At 70.6% G+C, this 23,007-nt stretch carries 9 protein-coding genes; 4 read left to right on the forward strand and 5 right to left on the reverse strand.

Annotation, left to right across the window (positions count from 1 at the left end):
- Positions 1-14 precede the first annotated feature (14 nt).
- The 5 genes from DAT35_RS34120 to DAT35_RS34135 all read right to left on the reverse strand — a co-directional run bounded on the left by DAT35_RS34120 (position 15) and on the right by DAT35_RS34135 (position 5,760).
- Positions 15-1,139, reverse strand: coding sequence for a hypothetical protein (locus DAT35_RS34120; protein WP_108073085.1), 1,125 nt, complete (start codon positions 1,137-1,139; stop codon positions 15-17).
- Positions 1,140-1,156: 17 nt separating this feature from the next.
- On the reverse strand, positions 1,157-3,070 hold the full coding sequence (locus DAT35_RS34125) for a hypothetical protein (RefSeq protein ID WP_108073087.1): 1,914 nt from the start codon (positions 3,068-3,070) through the stop codon (positions 1,157-1,159).
- Positions 3,071-3,214: 144 nt separating this feature from the next.
- Positions 3,215-4,210: an aromatic ring-hydroxylating dioxygenase subunit alpha gene (locus DAT35_RS34130; RefSeq protein ID WP_108073544.1), complete on the reverse strand. Its 996-nt coding sequence runs from the start codon at positions 4,208-4,210 to the stop codon at positions 3,215-3,217.
- A gap of 20 nt (positions 4,211-4,230) precedes the next feature.
- Positions 4,231-4,401 carry a Xan family putative trans-acting RiPP leader peptide gene (locus DAT35_RS58385; protein ID WP_146210009.1) on the reverse strand — a complete coding sequence of 57 codons (171 nt, stop codon included), beginning with the start codon at positions 4,399-4,401 and terminating at the stop codon, positions 4,231-4,233.
- Positions 4,402-4,506: 105 nt separating this feature from the next.
- Positions 4,507-5,760, reverse strand: a complete 1,254-nt coding sequence (locus DAT35_RS34135; RefSeq protein ID WP_108073089.1) for a threonine synthase — start codon at positions 5,758-5,760, stop codon at positions 4,507-4,509.
- Between the two features lie 245 nt (positions 5,761-6,005).
- Between DAT35_RS34135 and sbnB the strand changes: the two genes are divergently transcribed.
- Genes sbnB through DAT35_RS34160 form a run of 4 tightly spaced genes read left to right on the forward strand, consistent with a single transcriptional unit; the run spans position 6,006 to position 22,879 of the window.
- A complete protein-coding gene (gene sbnB / locus DAT35_RS34140; protein WP_108073091.1) occupies positions 6,006-7,019 on the forward strand; it encodes a 2,3-diaminopropionate biosynthesis protein SbnB in 1,014 nt (337 codons plus the stop codon).
- Between the two features lie 2 nt (positions 7,020-7,021).
- Positions 7,022-7,690 carry a hypothetical protein gene (locus tag DAT35_RS34145; protein ID WP_108073093.1) on the forward strand — a complete coding sequence of 223 codons (669 nt, stop codon included), beginning with the start codon at positions 7,022-7,024 and terminating at the stop codon, positions 7,688-7,690.
- A 33-nt stretch (positions 7,691-7,723) separates the two neighbouring features.
- Positions 7,724-9,151 (forward strand): hypothetical protein, encoded by a 1,428-nt coding sequence (locus DAT35_RS34155; RefSeq protein ID WP_146210010.1) that lies wholly within the window; start codon positions 7,724-7,726, stop codon positions 9,149-9,151.
- Positions 9,152-9,169: 18 nt separating this feature from the next.
- On the forward strand, positions 9,170-22,879 hold the full coding sequence (locus tag DAT35_RS34160) for a non-ribosomal peptide synthetase (RefSeq protein ID WP_108073099.1): 13,710 nt from the start codon (positions 9,170-9,172) through the stop codon (positions 22,877-22,879).
- The last annotated feature ends 128 nt before the right edge of the window (positions 22,880-23,007 follow it).

Consider the following 23,007-nt stretch of genomic DNA (forward strand, 5'->3'; position numbering starts at 1 on the left):
GGCCTCACCCTGTCTCACGGCAGGCACTGCCAGCTCGTGTCCGGCTCGGGCACGTGCTCGGCGAGCGGATCCTCCGGCCCCGCCTCGGGCATGGCGTGCAGCCGGGCGAACGAGACACCTGGAGTGGCGTCGAAGGAGAACCCAGGGGTGGACCAGGGACGCGGGCCACCAGGACCCGGCTCCTCGCCAGGCGCCGACGTCACGGTGTCGTGGAAGCTCACCGCGACCTGCCCCGTCGCGCCCTTGGGCAGAACGAGCGCGTAGTACCCGAGCGGGCTGATCTCCCCAGGAGGCAGGGCGAAGTAGCCCATGGGAGAGCGGCCGGGGGGAGGCGGCTCCGGGTCGCCTTCATGCGCGTCCGGCGCCCAGCCGATCGGATACAGGGTGCCCTGACTGGCCTCCGCGGAGATTCCACCGGAGGGGGAGTCGAAGACGTCAAGCACGGGGCTGGGGGCATAGAGCCAGATGAGCGCCACGCCCCCCGTCTTCGTGGGGTCGACCAGGTCGGCGGGAGTCGTCGCCGTGCCCATGCTCGTCAGCAGGTTGGCCACCGCGCCGAGCGCGCCGGCTTCACCCACCACCGTGGCCATCTGCAGCGGGCAGGAGCCCACTCGCGGCACGATGGGGCGCAGCGTCGTCGTCGAGTAGTACTTCGCGGGAGGAACGGGCGGGAAGACCTCCGGAGGGAAGAACTCCGGCTCGTTCCAGAGCTCGATGCCCCCTTGCGGAGGCGTGGACTTGACCTGGTACACGGTCTCACCCGTGGACAACCCTCCCAGCTCCCAGAAACCGTTGGGCGCCGAAGCCCCGCTGGACACCTCGGAGCTCCCCTGGGTGACGCTCATCTGCGCCACCAGCGGGCTGGAGCGCATCAGGTAGGGGATGCCCACCATGAGCGCGGGAGGAGGTGCCTCGTCGTCCGGAGACGGCTCCTCTCCCGGGGGCGGCGCCGGCCACGTGGCGACGGTGAAGAAGAAGGCCTCCGGGTCGTACACGATGCCCGACACGGTGCTCCGCCGCGACGGCAGCTCCGAATAGAGATCACTGCCCTGGATGGGCGTGGACTGCGACTCCACGCTGGAGCAACCCCCCAGCGCGGCGGCGAGCGACAGGCTGATGACGAAGGATGTGGCCCTCATGTCGTTCCTCGGGAAGCTCATTGGGCGGGGATGACGTGCCGGGAAGGCGGAGTCGTGACGTGACACGCGTTGGCGCAGTTGCCGTAGGCGTTGGGCGTGTTCTGGAGGCTCTCGAACTTCAGGTCGAAGTACTCGGTGCCGTGCGCGTTCACGTGGCAGCCGTTGCAGGCCATGATGCTCGGCCGCAGGGTGCTCTCCCGCGTCAGGTGGCACAGCGTGCAGTCCGCCTTGTTCTGCGCGTACTTGCGCGAGCCCATGTGCAGCCGGTGCACCATGTCGGAGATGTGGCCCACCGTCTCGTCGAAGTGGCACGTCTTGCACGACTCCACATGGTCCACGGACATGCCGTGGTGCAGGTTGACCAGCGAGTTCACGCCGTTGTGGCAGATCTGGCAGTTGCCCACGCGGCCCGGGTACGAGGTGGGCTTCTCCTGGCCCACCTGGAACATGAACGAGTCCAACCGGTTGAGGCGCTCGCCCATGAAGGAGCGGTGCCCCTTGAGCAGCAGGGCGTAGGTGCCCGGCTTCGCGTCCGACGGCAGCTTGACGCTGTAGCGCGTGGGCTGCTGGGCGTCCACGTAACCGGCGATGACGCGCAGCAGACCCGGCTCGACGATGAACTTGGGCTCGCTCGTCTCCGGGTAGGCGAAGTAGGGCAGCGAGTAGGTGCCGTTGACGACCTTCAGCTGATCCAACGGGCCCACCACCTTGTAGCCGGCCTCGGAGCTGCTCGCGTCACGGAAGGTGGTGATCATCCACTCGTTGAAGTAGGCGATGCCATTGGACTCGCTCGCCAGGTACTGGTTGTACGAGGGGAGGGAATCGCGCGGGTGCAGGCCGTTGCCGTCACCGTCGTGCAGGGAGATCTGGAAGTCGACCGTCTCGCCCGGCATGAAGTACTTGCCGTTGTTCGGCTTCTGGAAGCGCACCGTCTGCTCGAGGCCGAAGCCGCATGGCACCTGCTCCTCCGTGGCCAGCCCCGCGGCGTCCAGCTTGTAGCAGGTGGCCTGGCGATCCGGCTCGTTGACGAAGGTCACCGGGAAGACGAAGGGCTCCTCGGGCATCAGGCTCCAGGTGAGGCGGATGACGCCCTCGCCCGTGAGCTGCGGCATGCGGAACGACTTGAACGGGTTGGTCGAGTTGGCGAACGAGACCTTCACACCCGTGTGGGTGATGGGGGTGCCGAAGTCCGGGGACGGGTGCATCACCGGATCCCCCGGGTACTCCGGACGGGACAGGCCATAGAGGGTCCAGCTCGCCCGGGTGCGCCCGGTGACGCTGTTCTCCGCGAGGAAGTCCTTGCGGCCGTACGTTTCCGAGGCGCGCACGGTGCCGTCCGCGTCGAGCACCTCGAGCTTGAAGGTGTCGTCGTCGGAGATCATCCACGCGGCGTTCTCGAAGAACGTCTCGCGCTGGAACATGGCCTCGCCCTGGCTGCGCCACTCGTCACGGCCGATGGTCATCCCCGACCAGTCCAGGCTCTTGAAGCGCGACTGCTTGCGGATCCACGTGGCCTGCGTGCGGCGATCATTGAAGAAGGCCGGATCCACGGGGAGCGAGAGCCGGGTGGCCACCGCGTCCATGGCGGTGAACTCGCGCAGGAAGTAGAGCGAGCCGGCGACGATGGGCATCTTCGCCTCCGGCGGCGCGGGGTCCTTCAGCGGCAGCGAGTCATTGATGCGCTGGCACTTGTCCGGGTAGCCCGGCAGGTTGAGCGACCCGCGGGACACCGGCTCGCCGTTGGGCAGGATGGCGCAGCCGTTGAAGTACAGCAGCGACAGGGAGATGGCCCCGGACGCCGAGCTCGAATAGGGGTCGAACGCCTTGGCGCCACGGCCACGCGTCCCCTCCGCGTCGGTGGTGGTGAAGACATCACAGCCCGACGCGAGCAAGACAAGACACAGGAGGAGACTCTTGCGGTGCAGGTTCATGCGGTGGGGGGTGCTGCGCGCTCCGCCGGGGCGGCAGGCGGGGGGAGATGGAGCGTGAGGGTGGGCGCAGTCTACAAGAGCGTTCGCGCGAAATGAAAGTCGGAGGCCATAGGAACCCCAGAAACCGAGAAGAAACGGCCGCGCTCAGCCCGGAGTGGGTCCATCCACGGGCCGGCCCAGCCGCAGGGCGATCACTCCCCGGCGGTACTCGATGGGCAGACGGTCCGCCTTGACGTGGACCTCGCCGGCGAAATCCAGCGGGTGCGCCCGGGGCCGCTGCGCCTCGGCGATCAGACGATCCTGCTCCAGGATGGCCAGCTCGGACTTCACGAAGATGTCCGGGAAGTGCCGCAGCGCCGGGTGGTACGAGGAGAAGTAGAAGCACTGCATCTTCTCTTCCGACCACGGTGAAGCAATGGCGTACACCGTGTGCGGGAAGAAGAGCGAGGGCTTGAAGGTGAGGCGCACCGCGAAGGGGAACGTCACCTCGTAGGTGAGCGAGGTCCGGTCCACCTTGGGAGGCGCTCCGTCCAGAGGAGGAGCCAGCGCGGGATAGGAGATCTGCGCCCGGACTCCCGAGGCCGTGCGCTCTACCTCGTAGGCAGGCACCTCCTGCTGCTCGGGATTGCCGAAGGTCCCCTTGTGCACCCAGGACAGGTGCGTGACGTCGAGGACGATCTCCATCATCCGGCCCGCGGACACGTCCCAGTCCAGACGCGGGAGCGCCACGGTGGCCACCTTGCCCGTCTCCAGCTCGGGCCACTCGGGCAGCGGCGCCGCGGGCTCGGGCGCCAGACACACCCAGATGAGGCCGTAGCGCTCGGTGGCGGAGTACGAGGCCAGTGCGGCGTTGGGAGGAAGCGGAGCGCCCGGCTGCGAGGGCACGTGCACGCACCGCCCGTCACGCCCGTACGTCCACCCGTGAAAGGCACAACGCAGGCCCTCGGCGGAGACCTCTCCGGCGCAGAGATCAGCGCCGCGGTGCGCGCAGTAACGCTGCGTCACGGCGACACCGGAAGCCGTGCGCCACACCACGAGCTCGCGACCCAGCAGCCGCGCCGCCAGGGGGCGATCCTTCAGCTCCTGGGAGAACGCGACGGGGTGCCAATACGGGGAGAAGGCTTCTTCGTAGGAGCGCACGCCTGGGTCCAGCGAAGGGCTCACGCCAGCGCGAGCGGGGCGATCTTGCTCTCGATCTCCTCGAGCAGGAAGTTGATCTCCTCCAGTTCGTCGAGCTTCTCCGGCACGGCGGGCGCGGCGGCGGCAACGGAGGGGGTGGACTCGGTGGCGGAAGCCTCAGCGGAAACCGGGGTGGTCTCTTCCAACGCCATGGGGGGTGCCTCCTGGGGGGGAGTAACTATGCAGCGCGGGTGCATAGTCTCGTGTCCAAGGGCTTGCTGTCAACGCATGATTTCCCGATTTCTGAGGTTCCAGCGTCAATTCGAGGCTGGCAGTCTCAATTTATGGAGCACGGACTCCAGGGCGGCCAGGTCCGGGGGCAGGTCCACGGGAGGCGCCGCGGTCTGGATGGCGCTGCGCACATCCTTCAACCCGTTGCCCGTGACGACGACGACGGCGTCTTCACTCCGATTCACGATGCCTTCACGCACGGCACGGGTCAGACCCGCCAGGGCCGCGGCCGCGGCCGGCTCCCCGAAGACAGCGGTCCGCCGAGCCATCCTCGGCATGGCCTCGAGGATCTCCTCGTCCGTCACCTCGAGCAGCGCGCCCTGGGACTCGCGGATGGCCTGGAAGGCCTTGCGCCAGTTGCGCGGCTGGCCCACGGCGATGGAGTCCGCCAGCGTCCGGGCCTCCACGGGCACCGGCTCGCCCCCCGAGGCATACGCACGCACCATGGGCGAGGAGCCCGCGGCCTGCACCCCGAGCATCCTCGGCAGCCACGGCAACAGTCCCAGCCGGTGCATCTCCCGGAGGCCCTTCCACGCGCCCGCCAGCGTGCAGCCGTCTCCCACGGAGAGCACGACCCACTGCGGCATCCGCGCGCCCAACTGCTCGGCCAGCTCCAGCCCCACCGTCTTCTTCCCCTCGACGAGGTAGGGATTGATGGCGCAGTTGCGGTTGTACCAGCCGTAGCGCTCGCACGCGGCATGGCACAGCCAGTACGCCTCGTCATAGCTGCCCGCCACCCGCAGCACCCGCGCTCCATAGATGAGGAGCTGCGCCACCTTGGGCTCCGGCGTCCGGTGAGGCACGAAGATGACGCTGTTCAGCCCGTACGCCGCGGAGAAGCCCGCCAGCGACGAGGCCGCGTTGCCCGTGGAGGCACAGGCGATGACCTCGCGGCCCAGCTCGCGCGCCTTCACCACCCCCACCGCGCTGGCCCTGTCCTTGAACGAGCACGTGGGGTTGCGCCCGTCATCCTTGAGCACCAGCCGCGCCAGCCCCAGCTCCTCCGCCAGGCGGGGCGCCTCGTACACCGGCGTCAGGCCCACCTGTAGCTCGGGCAGCTCCTGGCGCGCGTCCACCGGCAGCAGCTCCATGTAGCGCCACTGATCCCTCCGGCGGGAGGGGAGCGACTCGCGCGTGAGCGTCCGCGCCACCCGCTCGTAGTCGTACCCCACGTCGAGGATGCCCTCGGTGCCACAGGCCGGGCACGTGTACGCGACGTCCAGCCCGTGCGTCCGCCCGCAGCGGACACACGTCAGCGTCGTGATGTGTTCGAGCGCCACCGCGTCTCCGATCCGCCCGGATGGCGTGCTCGCCCCCGGCGCGTTCTCATCCTCTCACGCGTTGAAAAAACACGGCAGAACCGCATAGGCTGAGAGGACCATGAAAACAGCGAGCTTGGCAACTCGGGAGATCGCGCTGGGGGCTGGCGGGAGACCCTCTACAATCCCTTCCAACTGACCCGGCTCGAGCAGTCACGCTCATCGCAACACTCCCCACGCCGGTCGGTTCGAAAGGCCCTCAGGCAATGCGTTTCGATTTCTCCATCATCACAGGCAAGGTCACCCACGACATCATCCACGGCGACGTGGCCGGGTGCATCCAACAAGTGGAATCCGCCTACCTGACGCACGGGGAAGGCAACAGCGTCAACCCGGACAGCTACTTCCTGCGCTTCCCCGAGAAGCCCGACGCCCGCATCATCGCCCTGCCCGCCTACCTCGGCGGGGACGTGGATGTGTCGGGCATCAAGTGGATCGCCAGCTACCCGGCCAACGTGAAGCGTGGCTTCCCGCGCGCCTCGGCGGTGCTGCTGCTCAACAGCTACGAGACGGGCTATCCCTTCGCCTGCCTCGAGTCCTCCATCATCTCCGCGGCGCGCACGGCGGGCTCGGCGGTGCTGGCGGCGCAGTGGATGAACGGCGGAGCTCGGCGCGCCCGCTGCCTGGGCATCGTGGGCAACGGCCTCATCTCGCGCTACCTCTATACCTTCCTGCTGGCGGCGGGCTGGGAGGTGGACGAGGTCCTCCTGTTCGACACCACTCCCGGTGAGTCCGAGCGCTTCTCCCAGCAGGTGTGCCGCCCCGAGCGTCACCAGCGCGTGAGCGTGGCGCCAGACCTGGACTCCCTGCTCAAGCGCAGCGACGTCATCATGCTGGCCACCACCGCCGCCACCCCGTACATCCACGACCCGGCCCTGCTCGCGCACAACCCCCTGGTGCTCAACATCTCGCTCCGGGACCTGGCGCCGGAGCTGCTGCTGAAGTCCTACAACCTCGTGGACGACGTGGAGCACGTGATGAAGGCCAACACGTCCCCCCATCTCGCCGAGAAGCTGACGGGAGGACGCGCCTTCGTCACCGGAACGCTCGCCCAGCTCATCCGCGGCCAGTGCAAGGTGGATCGCTCCCGCCCCATCATCTTCTCGCCCTTCGGCCTGGGCGTGCTGGACCTGGCCGTGGGCAAGTGGGTGTACGACCGCGCCGTCGCCTCTGGGAAGGCGATCGCCGTGGATGACTTCTTCTTCGAGCTCGCGCGCTGAGCATGGGCTCCGAAACTCGCGGCACGCACACGGAGAGCCCTCCGCAGCGCTCCCCCCGCACGTCTCCCCGCTGGGAGGGGCCGGCGGCGGCGCTCGGGGGGCTGCTGTGGTTCCTCTACTACGCCGTCGATGTCTGGGCCGGGCTCCAGACCGGACAGGTTGCTTCCTCCGACCTGAACGCGACCCCGCTGTCCTGGCTCGGCTTCTCCTCGTTCGGCGGAGGCCTCCTCTTCCTGGACTTCGCGCTCGTGGGGCTCCCGCTCCGCCTCCAGGGACGCGCCCGGTGGCCAGCCAGGGGAGCGCTGGTGCTGGCCGCCCTCGCCCTGACGGCGTCCACCCTCTACTCGCTCCTGCTGTCGGGCCTCACCGGGTCCGTTCGCCTCGTCCAGGAGTTCGGGGCCATCGGGGTGCTCAGCTCCTGTGTCAGCGCGACATTCCTCGGCATCGCCATGGGGCGTGAGGCCACGCTGCCTCGCCCGGCCTCCACCCTCCTGCGCTCCTTCGGCGGCCTGATGGTGGCCCTGCTCATCCTCTCCAACTTCCACGGCCCCTTCCCCGCGTATGCAATGGACGGCCTGCCCTTCGGCATCGCGGGACTGGTGTGGATCTTCCTGGGCTCGGTCCTGTGGCGGACCCCCCCGGTATTCCGCGCCCCTGCCGCCGCTGACTAGACTCCCCCTCCCCCCACAGGCTCCCCCCATCCGATGCGCTTCGCTCCCGCCGCCGCCCTGGTCCTCCTCTGGAGTTGCGCCGCCACCGCAGAGTCCTGGCGTGGGGCCGAGCCGGCCCCCGAGCCCGCCTCCGTCACCGAGCCCGCGCCTCGGGCAGAGGAGTCCACCGCGCCGGCGGCCCCGGCTTCGTCGTCCATGGACTCGCTGATGCGGCCCGCGGTGATCACCGACCCCGAGGAGGACGGCTCGGACCTGAGGACGCCCCACCGCGTTCCCATCACCGACGCGGCTCCACCCCGGAGCGAGGAGGAGTCGCAGCCGCGCGACCTCCTCACCCTGGGCGGCCTCTACTACCAGCGCGCCGAGCTGAGCGGCGCACTCGCCCCCGAGGACACCCGCACCTCGCTCCATCCCTCCGTCCCCTCGCTCGTGGACCTCTCCCTGGACATCAAGCCCTCGGAGAGCATGTCCGGCTTCGTCAAGGGACGGCTCCTCTATGATCCGCTCGACAAGGTGCTCTCCTCGCCCAGCGTCCAGCTGGATCAGTTCTGGTTCCAGTTCGGCATCGCCCGGCGGGTGTTCGTCAGCCTCGGACGCCAGCAGATCAAATGGGGCAGCGCCCGAGTCTGGAACCCCACCGACTTCCTCCGCCAGCCGAACCCACAGCCGCTCGATGCGTTCGACCTGCGCACCGGCGTGGACATGCTCAAGGTGGGCATCCCCTGGGAGGAGATGACGTCGAACCTCTGGTTCATCGCCACCGCGGACCTCAACGGCACCGGCGAGGACAAGCTGCGCTACGGAGGCGCCGTGCGCGCCGAGACGGCGATCGGCGGCAGTGAGCTCGCCGCCACCGCCGTCTTCCAGCAGGGACGCCGCCCGCGCTACGGCCTGGACTGGGGCATCGGCCTGGGACCGCTCGAGCTCTACGCCGAGGCGGCGCTCGTGCGGGACTCCGACGTGAAGCACTGGAAGCGCACCGCCGAGGGCTTCGCGGAGGATCCCCTCCAGGGCCCGAGCGTGCTCGCCAGTGGAGGCATCACCGGGACGTTCCGCGTCGCCGATGTCTTCCGCTCCGTCCTGCGCCTGGAGGGCTTCTACAACCCGCTCGGGTACGACGACCGCGGGATGCTCACCTGGCTGCAATCCACCGGGGACTACCGCCCGCTCTACTTCGGCCGCTACTACGGCATGGCCCAGGTGAGCCTCGCCCGGCGCAGCCAGTACGAGCCCACGGTGATGGCCACCGCGCTGATGAACGTCGAGGACCGCACCGCCCTGGGGCGCGTGGACTTCAGCATGTACGCGCTGCGCGATGTCATCGTCCGGTGCTTCGTGGAGATGCCCTTCGGCGAGCGCGGCGGCGAGTTCCGTTTCGAGCCCGACCCGTCCGTGGCGGACCTCCCCGCCTCGGGCCTCGCCCTCTTCCGCGCCGGGTTCAGCGTCCGCATCCGGTTGTAGGGAAATACCGACTCCGCCATGGCCTCGCGAAACGACCTCGACACCCTCTCCCCTGGCGAGAAGCGCGCGCTGCTCAAGCAACTGCTCGAGCGCGGAGCCCCACCGGCCGCGCGCCCCAACGTTCCCGTCTCCCACGAGGGGCCTACACGCCGTCCCGCCCAGGAGGCCGCGGTGCCCTCCTTCGCGCAGGAGCGGATGTGGTTCCTGCACCAGCTCGCACCGGGCTCGGCGGCCTACAACGTGCCTCGGGCCGTGGAGCTGGGCGGCTCGGTCGACGCGGGCGTGCTGGAGGCGGCACTGCGCCAGCTCCTCTCGCGCCACGCGGCGCTGCGCTCCGTGTTCCCCTCCACCGAGGGCCGTCCCCTGCTCTCCTTCCGGGAGCCCCCCGCCCGGGTTCTCGCCACCGAGGACCTGTCCTCCGCCGCCGAGGCCGAGCGAGAGGGACTGCTGGCACGCCGCCTGCGCGAGGAGGCCACGCGCCCCTTCGACCTGGAACAGGGGCCGCTCTACCGGTTCCACCTCTTCCGGCTCTCGCCCCAGCGCCACGTCTTCCTCTATGGGGTGCACCATCTGGTGATCGACGGCTGGAGCGCCAACGTGCTCATGCGCGAGCTGGGCGCCCTGTACACCGCGCTCGGCCAGCAGCAGGCCCCCCAGCTCGCGCCCCTGCCCCTGGAGTACGCCGACTTCGCCTCCTGGCAGCGCACTCCGGCCGCCGCCTCGCGTGAGACCGAGCACCTCGAGTACTGGAAGCGCCAGCTCGCCGAGGCTCCCTCGCTGCTGGAGCTGCCCACCGACAATCCCCGTCCCGCCGTGCGCTCGGACACCGGTGCGCAGACCGAGCCGCTCCCGCTGCCAGCCACGTTGACCGGAGCGGTGCGCGCCCTGTGCCGCGAGCGTCAGGTGACGCCCTTCATGGTGTTCTACGCGGCCTTCGCCGCGCTGCTGCACCGCTACTCGCAGCAGGCGGAGCTATGCGTCGGCACGCCCGTCGCCGGCCGCACGCACCTGTCGATGGAAGGCGTGGTCGGCCTCTTCGTCAACACCGTGGTGCTGCGCAGCCACGTGTCGCCCGGCGCTCCCTTCGCGTCCCTGCTGTCCCAGGTGCGAGAGACGACCCTGGGCGCCTATGCGCACCAGGAGGCCCCCTTCGAGCGCGTGGTGGAAGCGCTCCAGGTGGAGCGCAGCCTGAGCTGGACGCCGCTCTTCCAGGTGATGTTCGACCTGTACCAGGAGGAGCGCTCGCTCACCGATGCGCTGGGTGGCCCTGGCGCTCGCGCGGTGCACGTGGACACCGGCACCAGCCACTTCGACCTCTCCCTCACCGTGGTCGAGGGCGCGTCCGGTTTCTCACTCTCATTCCAGTACAGCACCGAGCTCTTCGAGGCCGGGACGGTGCAGCGGATGCTGGGCCACTACGTGCGGATGCTCGAGCACGCGGTGACGGTGCCCCAGACGCCCGTGGACGAGCTGCCCCTCCTCTCTCCCGCAGAGCGCGAGCAGGTGCTGGTCGCCTTCAACGACACCGCCCGCCCCTTCGACGCCGAGGCGACGATCGTCTCCCTCTTCGAGGCCCAGGCGGCTCGCACTCCGGATGCTCCGGCGGTGGTGGCCCCCGAGGGCACGCTCACCTTCCGCGCGCTCGCCGAGCAGGCCTCACGCCTGTCCTCCCATCTGGTCGCGGCCGGCGCGGGCCCCGAGGCCGTGGTGGGCCTGTGCCTGGAGCGCTCGCTCGACGCGGTGGTGTCGCTGCTGGCCATCTTCATGAGCGGTGCCGGATGTCTCCCGCTGGAGTCCTCCCACCCGGTGGCCCGCCGCGCGGCGCTCGTGCGCAAGGCCGGCGCCCGGCTCGTCGTCTCCCGGCCCGCGCTGTTCGCGGGTGAGCCGCTCGACGTGCCCCTGGTATCCCCGGACGTGCGCGCCCAGGCCGCGCCCACAGTGCCCCACCGGCCGGCCCGCGCCGAGCACCTCGCCTATCTGCTCTACACCTCCGGCTCCACCGGCGAGCCCAAGGGCGTCGAGCTGACACATCGCAACGTCGTCCATTGCTTCGCGGCCTTCGACCCGTACTACGAGACGCGGCCCGGAGACCGCTGGGCCTCCTCCGGCAGCCTGTCGTTCGACATCCACCTGGAGGAGCTGCTCTTCAGCATCACCCGCGGCGCCTGCACCTTCCTGCGCGACGTGGGCCCGCTCGGGCTGGGGCGCGACATCCTCCGCCACGGCATCACCCACGTCGTCATCATGCCCTCCTCGCTCGCCACGGCTCTCGAGGAGCCCGGGGCCCTGGAGGCCTTCCGCTCACTGAAGGTGCTCGTCACCGGCGGCGAGGTGCTGCCGGATCCCCTGGTGCGGCAGCTCGCGCTCACGCGCACGCGGCTCGTCAACACCTATGGCCCCACGGAGACGAGCATCAACGTCGCCGCGGAGCGCTCGGTGCCGGAGCGGCCCGTGCGGCTGGGACGGCCTCTGGACCGGTGCCGGTTGTACGTCCTGGACGAGCGCGGTGAGCCCGTGCCCCCCGGTGTGCCCGGCGAGCTCTACATCGGCGGCACGTGCCTGGGGCGCGGCTACCGGAGCCGCCCCGAGCTCACGGCCGACCGCTTCGTGCCCGATGCCTTCTCCGGCGTCCCCGGTGAGCGGCTCTACCGCACGGGAGACCGGGTCCGGTGGAACGCGGATGGCTCCCTGGGCTTCCTGGGGCGCACGGACTTCCAGGTGAAGGTCCGCGGCGTACGCGTCGAGCTGGAGGAGATTGAGGCCACCCTGCTACGGCAGCCCGGTGTGAGGCAGGCCGCGGTGGTGGTGCGCGGCAGTGGCCGAGACACGCGGCTGGATGCCTTCTTCGTCCCGGACAGCGCGGCCCCCGCCAACGGCAAGCGGCTGCGCGAGGCCCTGCGTCTCACGCTGCCCGAGGCGATGGTGCCCTCGCGCTTCGTCGCGTTGCAGGCCGTGCCCTTCACCACCAGCGGCAAGGTGGATCGCAAGGCGCTGGCGGCGCTCTCCGTGGAGGAGGCCTCGGTCGAGTCCTCCGAGGGCGAGCCCCCGCGCGGCCCCGTGGAGGAGCTGCTGGCCCAGCTCTTCTGCCAGGTGCTCGGGCGGGAGAAGGTGTGGCGCGAGGAGAACTTCTTCCACCTCGGCGGCCACTCGCTGAGCGCCACGCGGCTGCTGGCTCGCGCGCGCCAGGCTTTCGGTGTGGAGCTGCCGCTGAGCGCCATCTTCGCCACGCCCCACGTGGCGGGACTGGCACAGGCCATCACCGGACTGAGGGGCAGTGCCCAAGCCGAGGTGCCCGCGCCCACGCCGCGTCCGGCGGGTGCGTCTCCGGTGCTGTCCGCCGCGCAGGAGCGCATGTGGCTGCTGCATCAGCTGCGGCCGGACTCGAGCGCCTACCACATGTCCGAGGCCGTGGAGCTGGAGGGCGCACTGGACGCCAGGGCGCTCGACGAGGCGCTGCGGCTCCTGCTCACGCGCCACCCCGTGCTGCGCACCACGATCTCCGTACGAGACGGACAGCCCGTGGCGCACGTGCGTCCCGTGCCCGAGCACGTACTGCGGGTGGAGTCACTGGAGGGTCTTTCCGAGAGCGAGACCCAGGCCCGGTTGGCGGCGCGGCTTCGTCAGGAGGCAGACAGGCCCTATGACCTGGAGGAGGGCCCTCTCCATCGCTTCTGGCTGTGGCGGCTCGGCTCCGAGCGCCATGTGCTGCTGCTGGCCGTCCACCACCTGCTCGTGGACGGCATCGCCCTGGACCTCGTCGTGGGCGAGCTCGGCGAGGCCTACGCCCCCCTGAGCCAGGGCCAGCAGCCCGCGTTGGCTCCCGTGCGTCTGGACTACGCCGACGTGGCCGCCTGGCAGCGCACCGATGCGGTCCGCGCCCGGGAAGACGCCCAGCTCGGGTACTGGCGCAAGCAGCTCGACGGAGTCCCCGGGCTGCTGCAACTGCCCACCGACAGGCCCCGTCCCGCCGTCCTCTCCGACAAGGGAAGCGCCACCCCTCGTCTGCGCCTGACTCCGGAGCTCGTCCAGGCCCTGGGCGCGCTGTGCCGCCAGCACCAGCTCACGCCCTTCATGGCCCTGTGCGCCGCATTCTCCGCCCTGCTGTACCGCCACTCGGGCCAGGAGGACTTCTGCGTCGGCACGCCCGTCTCCGGCCGCACCCACCCGGCCACCGAGAACGTGGTCGGCCTCTTCGTCAACACCGTGGTGCTCCGCACCCGCGTCGAGCCCTCCGCCTCCTTCGCCTCGCTCCTATCCCAGGTGCGCGCCACCGCCCTGGAGGCCTTCACCCACCAGGACGTCTCCTTCGACAGGCTCGTCTCGCACCTCGGCGTGGAGCGCGGTCCCTCGCACTCGCCGCTCTTCCAGGTGGCCTTCGCGTGGCACCGCACCCACCACGCCTTGAGCAGTGCCTTCCACGGCCTCGCCTCCCGCCCCGTGCCGCTGCCGGCCTCCGCCACCAAGGCGGAGCTCGCCCTCGCCGTCCACGAGAGTGACTCCGGCCTGGAGCTGGAGCTGGAGTACAGCACCGAGCTGTTCGAGGCCGCTTCCATGCGCCGGCTGCTGGAGCACTACCTCCAGCTCCTGACGCACGCGCTGCGCTCGCCCCATGCGCGCGTCGACTCCCTCTCCCTGCTCTCCGGGGACGAGCGTCACTTCGTCCTGCGCGCCTGCAACGACTCGCTCCAGCCCGTGCCCGAGCAGGACACTGTCGTCTCCCTCCTCTCCGCCCACGCGCGGCGCGCTCCCGAGCAGGTGGCGCTGGCCTTCGAGGGAGGCCGGTGGACATACGCGGAGCTGGAGGCCCACACGAACCGCGCGGCACGTGCCCTGGTGGCCCAGGGCGTCGGTCCCGAGTCACTGGTGGCCCTGGTGGGCCCTCGTACCGAAGCCACCGTGCGCGCCGTCCTCTCCGTCCACAAGGCCGGCGGTGCGTTCCTCCCTCTCGAGTCGCGCCTGCCTCCCGCTCGCATCGCCCAGGTGCTCTCCGAGAGCCGCCCTCCTTTCGCCCTGGCGCTCGGTGACGCGGGCTCCCTGCTCACCCAGGCGCTCGAGCTGCTGCCCCCGGAGCTGCGTCCACGCCTCCTCTCCCTGGAGCACCTGGACGCCCACGGCCCCGAGCCCCTGCCCGCTCGCTCCACTCCCGACTCCCTCGCCTACGTCCTCTTCACCTCGGGCTCCACCGGCGTTCCCAAGGGGGTGATGATCGACCAACGCGGCATGCTCAACCACATCCTCGGCATGCAGCGCTCCCTGGGCCTGGGCTCCAACGAGGTCATCACCCAGACGGCCGCGCTCAGCTTCGACATCTCCGTCTGGCAGATGCTCGGGGCCTTCGCCCTCGGCGGCACCACCTGGCTGCTCGACGACGACGTGGTGCGCGAGCCGCTTCGGCTGGCCTCGGCACTGGAGGCGTCCGGCGCCACCACCGTCCAGCTCGTTCCCTCCGTGCTCCAGGCCCTGCTGGAGGACGGCGAGCCTCACTCCCTGCCCTCCTTCGCTCGCCTTCGCAGGATGGTCACCATTGGCGAGGCCCTGCCGCCCGCCGTTTGCCGTGCGTGGTTCTCGCGCTATCCCCAGGTGCCTCTCGCCAACACCTACGGCCCGGCCGAGTGCTCGGACACCGCCACCGTGCACGTCATGGACGCGCCGCCCTCGCGCGCCAGCACCCCCATCGGCATGCCCAAGGCCAACATGGAGGTCTACGTCCTCGACGAGGCCCTCCAACCCGTGCCCACGGGCGTCGTGGGCGAGCTCTACATCGGCGGCGTGGGCGTGGGCCGCGGCTACCGCCACCGCCCGGAGCTGACGGCCGAGCGTTTCCTCCCGCATCCCTTCAGCCAGCGGCCCGGTGCCCGCCTCTACCGCACCGGTGACCTGGGACGGCGCCTGCCGGACGGGCGGCTCGAGTTCCTCTCCCGCACCGACTTCCAGGTGAAGGTGCGCGGCATGCGCATCGAGCTGGCGGAGATTGAATCCGCTCTGCTCCAGTTGCCCCCGGTGCGCTCGACAGTGGTGCTGGCTCGCGAGCGTCGGCCGGGGGACAAGTACCTGGTGGCCTTCGTGGTACCGGCGGACTCGGGCACCAGCGAGGCCTCGGTGAAGGAGTCTCTCGCGGGGCTCCTGCCGGGCTACATGGTGCCCGCGCGAATCGTGCTTCTCGAGGCTCTCCCCCTGAGCCCCAATGGCAAGGTGGATCGCAAGGCCCTGGCGGCACTGCCGGTGGAGGAGTCGGCGCGGGCCCCCGAGGGCGAGGCTCCCCGTGGGCCAGTGGAGGAGCGGCTCGCCGGGCTCTTCCGGCAGGTGCTGGGGCTGGAGGATGTGCGGCGCGAGGATGACTTCTTCCAGCTCGGTGGCCACTCCCTGACCGCCACGCGCCTGATGGCCCGCGTCCGCCAGTCCTTCGACGTCGAGCTGCCGCTGAGTGCCCTCTTCGCCCACCCCACGGTGGCGCGGCTGGCGCTCGAGGTGTCGCGGTTCCAGGGCGGCGCGTCCGGACTGCCCGCTCCCACGCCCCTACCGGCCGGTACGCCGCCGGTGCTGTCCACCGCGCAGGAGAGCCTGTGGTTCGAGCAGCAGCTCCAGCCGCGCTCCAGCGCGTACCACACGCCCGAGGCCGTGGAGCTGAAGGGCTCGCTGGACACGGGTGCGCTGGAGGAGGCACTGCGCTGGCTGCTGGCGCGCCACTCCGTGCTGCGTGAGGTGCTGCCCACGCTCGATGGCAACCCCGTGGCCGCCGTGCAACCGGTGCCCGCCCGGGCCCTGAGCCATGAGTCCCTGGCCGGCGTGCCCGAGGCCCGCGAGCGGCTCACCCAGCGGCTGCGCGAGGAGGTGGAGCGCCCCTTCGACCTGGAGCGAGGCCCCCTCTACCGCTTCTGGCTGTGGAGGCTCGGCCCCGAGCACCACGTGCTGCTGGTGGTCTTCCACCACGTGCTGGTGGACGGCCTGTCGCTCGACATCCTCCTGCGCGAGCTGGGTCAGGCCTACGCGTTCCTGCGCCAGGGCCAGCCTCCCGCGCTGCCCCCGGTGCGGCTGGCCTACACCGATGTGGCCGCCTGGCAGCGCACCGACGCCGTGCTCGCACGCGAGGCGTCACAGCTCGAGTACTGGAAGCGCCAGCTCTCCGGCGCGCCCGGGCTGCTGCAGCTCCCCACCGACAAGCCACGCCCCGCGGCGCCCTCGCAGCAGGGCGGCTTCACTGGCCTCCACACGCTGTCTCCCGAGCAGACGCAGGCCCTCCAGGCGCTGTGCCAGCAGCACCAGGTGACGCCCTTCATGGTGCTCTACGCCGCTTTCGCCGCGCTGCTGCACCGCTACTCGGGACAGGGAGAGCTGTGCGTGGGCGCACCTTCCGGTGGCCGTACCCATCCGGCCCTCGAGGACGTCGTCGGACTGCTCGTCTCCACCCTGGTGCTGCGCACCCGCGTCGAGCCCTCGGCCTCCTTCGCCTCGCTGCTGGGCCACGTACGCACCACCCTCCTGGAGGCGCTCGCCCACCAGGACGTACCCTTCGAGCGCATCGTGCGCTCGCTCAGCATCGAGCGCAGCGCCAGCCACTCGCCCCTCTTCCAGGTGATGTTCGACTTCGTCAGCGGTGAGAACACGCTGGCCGATGTCTTCCCCGGACTCGAGGGACAGTCCGTCCTGAAGGTCTCCTCTGGCAGCCCCTTCGATCTCTCCCTCAGCGTCTTCGAGCGCGGCGGCACCCATGAGCTCGGCATCCGCTACAGCGCGGACCTGTTCGAGCCCGGCACGGTGCGGCGGATGCTCGGCCACTACCTCCAGCTCCTGACGTACGCGCTGCGCTCGCCCCATGCGCGCGTCGACTCCCTCTCCCTGCTCTCCGAGGACGAGCGTCACTTCGTCCTGCGCGCCTGCAACGACTCGCTCCAGCCCGTGCCCGAGCAGGACACCGTCGTCTCCCTCCTCTCCGCCCACGCGCGGCGCGCTCCCGAGCAGGTGGCGCTGGCCTTCGAGGGAGGCCGGTGGACATACGCGGAGCTGGAGGCCCACACCAACCGCGCGGCACGTGCGCTCGTCGCCCAGGGCGTCGGCCCCGAGTCACTGGTGGTCCTGGTCGGCCCTCGCACCGAGGCCACCGTGCGCGCCGTCCTCTCCGTCCACAAGGCCGGCGGTGCGTTCCTGCCGCTCGAGTCGCGCCTGCCTCCCGCTCGCATCGCCCAGGTGCTCTCCGAGAGCCGCCCTCCTTTCGCCCTGGCGCTCGGTGACGCGGGCTCCCTGCTCACCCAGGCGCTCGCGCTGCTGCCCCCGGAGCTGCGTCCGCGCCTCCTCTCCCTGGAGCACCTGGACGCCCACGGCCCCGAGCCCCTGCCCTCCCGCTCCACTCCCGACTCCCTCGCCTACGTCCTCTTCACCTCGGGCTCCACCGGCGTTCCCAAGGGGGTGATGATCGACCAGCGCGGCATGCTCAATCACATCCTCGGCATGCAGCGCTCCCTGGGCCTGGGCTCCAACGAGGTCATCACCCAGACGGCCGCGCTCAGCTTCGACATCTCCGTCTGGCAGATGCTCGGGGCCTTCGCCCTCGGCGGCACCACCTGGCTGCTCGACGACGACGTAGTGCGCGAGCCGCTTCGGCTGGCCTCGGCACTGGAGGCGTCCGGCGCCACCACCGTCCAGCTCGTTCCCTCCGTGCTCCAGGCCCTGCTGGAGGACGGCGAGTCCCATTCCCTGCCCTCCTTCGCTCGCCTTCGCAGGATGGTCACCATTGGCGAGGCCCTGCCGCCCGCCGTTTGCCGTGCGTGGTTCGCTCGCTATCCCCAGGTGCCTCTCGCCAACACCTACGGCCCGGCCGAGTGCTCGGACACCGCCACCGTGCATGTCATGGACGCGCCGCCCTCGCGCGCCAGCACCCCCATCGGCATGCCCAAGGCCAACATGGAGGTCTACGTCCTCGACGAGTCCCTCCAGCCCGTGCCCACGGGCGTCGTGGGCGAGCTCTACATCGGCGGCGTGGGCGTGGGCCGCGGCTACCGCCACCGCCCGGAGCTGACGGCCGAGCGCTTCCTCCCGCATCCCTTCAGCCAGCGGCCCGGTGCCCGCCTCTACCGCACCGGTGACCTGGGACGGCGCCTGCCGGACGGACGGCTCGAGTTCCTCTCCCGCACCGACTTCCAGGTGAAGGTGCGCGGCATGCGCATCGAGCTGGCGGAGATTGAATCCGCTCTGCTCCAGTTGCCCACGGTGCGCTCGACGGTGGTGCTGGCTCGCGAGCGTCGGCCGGGGGACAAGTACCTGGTGGCCTTCGTGGTACCGGCGGACTCGGGCACCAGCGAGGCCTCTGTAAAGGAGTCTCTCGCGGGGCTCCTGCCGGGCTACATGGTGCCCGCGCGAATCGTACTGCTCGAGGCTCTCCCCCTGAGCCCCAATGGCAAGGTGGATCGCAAGGCCCTGGCGGCGCTGCCGGTGGAGGAGTCGGCGCGGGCCCCCGAGGGCGAGGCTCCCCGTGGACCGGTGGAGGAGCGGCTCGCCGGGCTCTTCCAACAGGTGCTGGGGCTGGAGGATGTGCGACGCGAGGATGACTTCTTCCAGCTCGGTGGCCACTCGCTGACCGCCACGCGCCTGATGGCCCGCGTCCGCCAGTCCTTCGACGTCGAGCTGCCGGTGAACGCCGTCTTCTCCGCGCCCACGGTGGCGGGCCTCGCGGCTCGGATTGGCAACGCGCCTCGACGGAGGGAGGAGTGGCCTCCGGCCGGACCTCGCCCCTCGCGCGTTCCCGCGTCGCTGGTGCAGGAGCGCCTCTGGTACGCGCTGCAACTGCCCGAGGCGCCGCCCTACTCGCTCGTGCAGGCGCTCGTCCTCGACGGCGCGCTCGACGTGGCGAAGCTGGAGCGGGCACTCGCGGCGGTGGTGGAGCGCAACGAGACACTGCGCTCCACCTTCTTCCAGGAGGAAGAGACGCTCCTCGTGCAGGTGGGCGCTCCGGCGGGAGTGGGGCTCGCGCGCACGGACCTGTCGCACCTCTCGCCTGAACGGGCGATGGAGGAGGCACGCGCCGCGGTGACCCGTCACGACGCGCGGCCCTTCGACGCGCGCCTCGGACCCCTGTACCGCTTCGAGCTGCTCCGCCTGGACACGGCGGGCACCCGGCACGTGCTCATCGCGGCGGTCAGCCACCTCGTCATCGACGGCATGGGCATGCAGGCGCTCATGAACGAGGTGGCGATGGCCTACCGGGCGGCACTCGCGGACCAACCCGTCCTGCTGCCACTCGCCCCGGTGCAGTACGCCGACTTCGCGCTCTGGCAGCGGCGCCCCGAGCACGCACGCCAGCTCGACGAGAGCCTCCAGTCCTGGAAGCAGGCGCTGGCGGATGCGCCCACGGTGTTGGATCTGCCGCTCGACTTCCCGCGCCGGGCTCCGGCACTCAACGCCAACATGAGGCAGGTGCCCATCTCCCTGGGCACCGGGGACGCGGCGGCGCTCAAGGCGCTGGCCCGGCGCGAGGGCGTGTCCACCTTCACGGCCGTGCTCGCCCTCATGCAGGCGTGGCTGCTCCGGCTGAGCAACCAGCCCCACGTGGTGGTGGGCTCCCCCTTCTCGGGGCGCACCCTGCCCGAGACGGAGCGGCTGGTGGGCTACTTCACCAACGTGCTGCCGCTGTGCACGGACGTCTCGAGCGATCCATCCTTCCGTACACTCCTCAAGCGTGCCCACGCGGTGGTGACGCACGCCACCGCCCACCAGGAGCTCCCCTTCAAGCGCATCGCGGACGCCGTCCAGCCCGACGCCGATCGCACCGCGCCCGCGCTGGCCCAGGCGCTCCTGCTCTTCGAGCCCTTCGATCCACCCGGCTTCGAGGGGCTCGAGGCCACGGCGCTCGAGGCCGACGGCGTGCTGCCCGCCTATGACGTGGTGCTCAGCCTCGTCGAGCGGGCCGGGGGAGGGCTGGGGGGCGTCGTCGCCACCGACAGCGCCCTCTTCACGGCCACGACGATGGGCCGCATGGCGGATGCCTTCCAGCAGCTCGCCGCCGAAGCCGTGCGAGCCCCGGACCTGCCGCTGTCTCGAGTGCCGCTGCTGTCGGCGGAGCAGCGCGCCCGGGTGCTGGCGGAGCTCGACGGTGGGCCGAGGGCCGTGCCTCCCGGGGCGTGTGTCCACACGCTCTTCGAGGCCCAGGTGCGGCGCACACCCGAGGCGCCCGCCGTCGCCCATGGCACCACCACGTGGAGCTACGCCGAGCTCAACGCCCGAGCCAACCTCCTGGCCGTGCAGCTCCTCTCGCAAGGACTGCGGCCCGAGGAGCGGGTGGGCGTGATGATGGAGCCATCCGCGCAGGGCATGGCGGTGCTGCTGGGCATCCTCAAGGCCGGTGGCGCGTATGTCCCGTTGGATCCAGGCTGGCCGGAGCAGCGCAAGCGCGCCGTGCTGGCACGCGCCGGAGTCCGGCGCCTGTGGCTGGACGCGGAGGCGATGGAGACTCACTACGACCTGGCACCCATGACGGAGGTGCCCCCCCGGCCCGAGCACGTGGCGGAGGACCTCGGCCCCGGACCGAGGACGGTGTCCGACTCGCAGCTCGCGTACATCGTCTTCACCTCGGGCTCCACGGGCGAGCCCAAGGGCGTGATGGTGGAGCACCGCTCGGTGGTGAACCACAACCTGGCCATCGCCGAGCGCTTCGGCCTGCGCCCGGGCGATCGCATGTTGCAGTTCGCGCCGCTCAGCTTCGATGCGGCCGCCGAGGACCTGTACCCGCCGCTAGCGGTGGGAGCCACCGTGGTGATGCGCAGCGGACTGCTGCCCGCGCACGCCATGACGCCCTACCTGGAGCAGGAGGACATCACGATCATCAGCCTGCCGCCCACGTACATCGAGGAGTGGGTGCGGCAGATGGAAGCGCAGGGCCAGCGCGTGCCCGAGCGGCTGCGGCTGCTGGCGCCCGGCGGCGACGTGCTCAAGCGCGAGACCTTCGAGGCGTGGCAGGGCGTGGGCGGCACGCACGCGCCCTGGGTCAACGTCTACGGCCCCACCGAGTGCACCATCACCTCGGCCACGTGTGACATCCCCGGAGCGGAAGGCGTGGGCACGGCGCCCACGTTCCCCATCGGACGGCCCATCACCCGCGTGCGCTTCTACCTGCTCGACGAACACTTCGAGCCAGTGCCGCCAGGGCTGCCGGGCCGGGTGTACATCGGCGGAGCGGCACTCTCGCGTGGATACCTCGAGGCCCCGCACCTGACGGCCGAGCGCTTCCTGCCGGATCCATTCTCCCGCGAGCCCGGCGCGCGCATGTACCACACGGGCGATCTGGCGCGGCTGCTGCCCGACGGGCGCCTGCGCTTCCTCGGGCGGGCGGACCACCAGGTGAAGATCCGCGGCTTCCGCATCGAGCTGTCGGAGATCGAGACCTGCCTGCGGCGCTACCCGCAGGTGGAGGAAGCGGTGGTGCTCGCGCGCACGTCCTCCACGGGCATGCAGCAGCTCTGCGCCTACGTCCAGGCACCGGCCCCGGTAAAGGCGGACGCCCTGCGCACGCATGTGGCGGAGCAATTGCCCTCGTACATGGTGCCTGCGGCCTTCGTCGTCCTGGAGAAGCTGCCGGTCAACAACAACGGCAAGGTGGACCGGCACGCACTGCCGGACCCCGAGGCGCTCGCCGCCGCGGCTGCGGCCCCCGTGCCCGAACAGACCGAGGCGAAGCTGGAGACGCCCTTCCGCTCGACACTGGAGATGCGGCTGCAGCGCTTGTGGAGCGAGGTGCTGAACCAACCTGGCCTGGGCGCGGAGGATGACTTCTTCCTGAGCGGAGGCGACTCCATCCTGGCGATGCGGCTGCTGGGACGGATGGAGGAGGAGTTCGGCCTGCCGGTGCCACTGGCGACGCTCTTCCAGGCACCGGTGCTGAAGGACACGGCGGATGCACTGCGCGAGCTGATGGAGGCCGGGCCCTCACAATCGAGCGTGGTGCGCCTGTCGGGTCAGGACACACCGGCCGACGCCCCGCCCATCTTCTTCCTGCACCCGGGCGACGGAGAGCTGCACCACTACCGCCACCTCGCGCCCCGACTGGAGCCGCATTACCGGAGCTTCGGCATCCAGGCACCCGAGACCCTGTCCCAGCGAACCTTCGCCAACTTCGACGAGCGCCTCTCGACGTACGTGAAGGACATCCAGGCCGTGCAACCACGGGGGCCGTACCGGCTCGTGGGCTACTCGTACGGTGGCTATCTGGCGATCGGCGTGGCGGCGGCGCTCGAGGCGCTGGGGGAGAAGGTGGAGCTGATGGCCATGCTCGACACGATCACCCTGCAGGTCTTCAAGGAGATCGAACCCACGCGAGCGGATCCCGCGCTGCAGGTCGCCGAGGAGTTCGGCGTGCTGGACGAGGAGCTGGAGCGAGAGCTGGCGCCGCTGCAACTGGACGCGAAGTGGGAGCGCGTGGCGGCCCGAGCGAAGGCGAAGGGGACCGCGGCCAACCACTTCGACGGACGGGAGCTGGCGCGGCTGTGGCGAATCCTCGGGGAGATCCTGGTACCGCAGGTGCGTGAGTGGAACGTGCCCGCCTCGCTGCGCGCGAGGCTGCTGCTCTTCCGCGCCGAGGGCACGCGCGCGGATGACGAGACGCTCGGCTGGGGACACCACGTACCGCGCGAGCAGATCGACGTGGTCCAGCTACCGGGCAGCCACTTCAGCCCCTTGCAACCACCGGACGTGGACTCGCTGGCCAGGCGACTGCGCGCCATTCTGGAGCAGACACCGCGCTGAGGCACCGGGCGCGAGGCGCAATTGACGGTATAGAGAGTACACAGTGACCTCTCTTCAACCTGACTCGTCCTGGACCTGGTCGTGGGCGCTTTCGCGCACTCTCCTCGCCGCCTCGGCTGTCGCGCTTC

Origin of the sequence: Vitiosangium sp. GDMCC 1.1324 (genome assembly GCF_003044305.1) — a bacterium.
GTDB lineage: Bacteria > Myxococcota > Myxococcia > Myxococcales > Myxococcaceae > Archangium.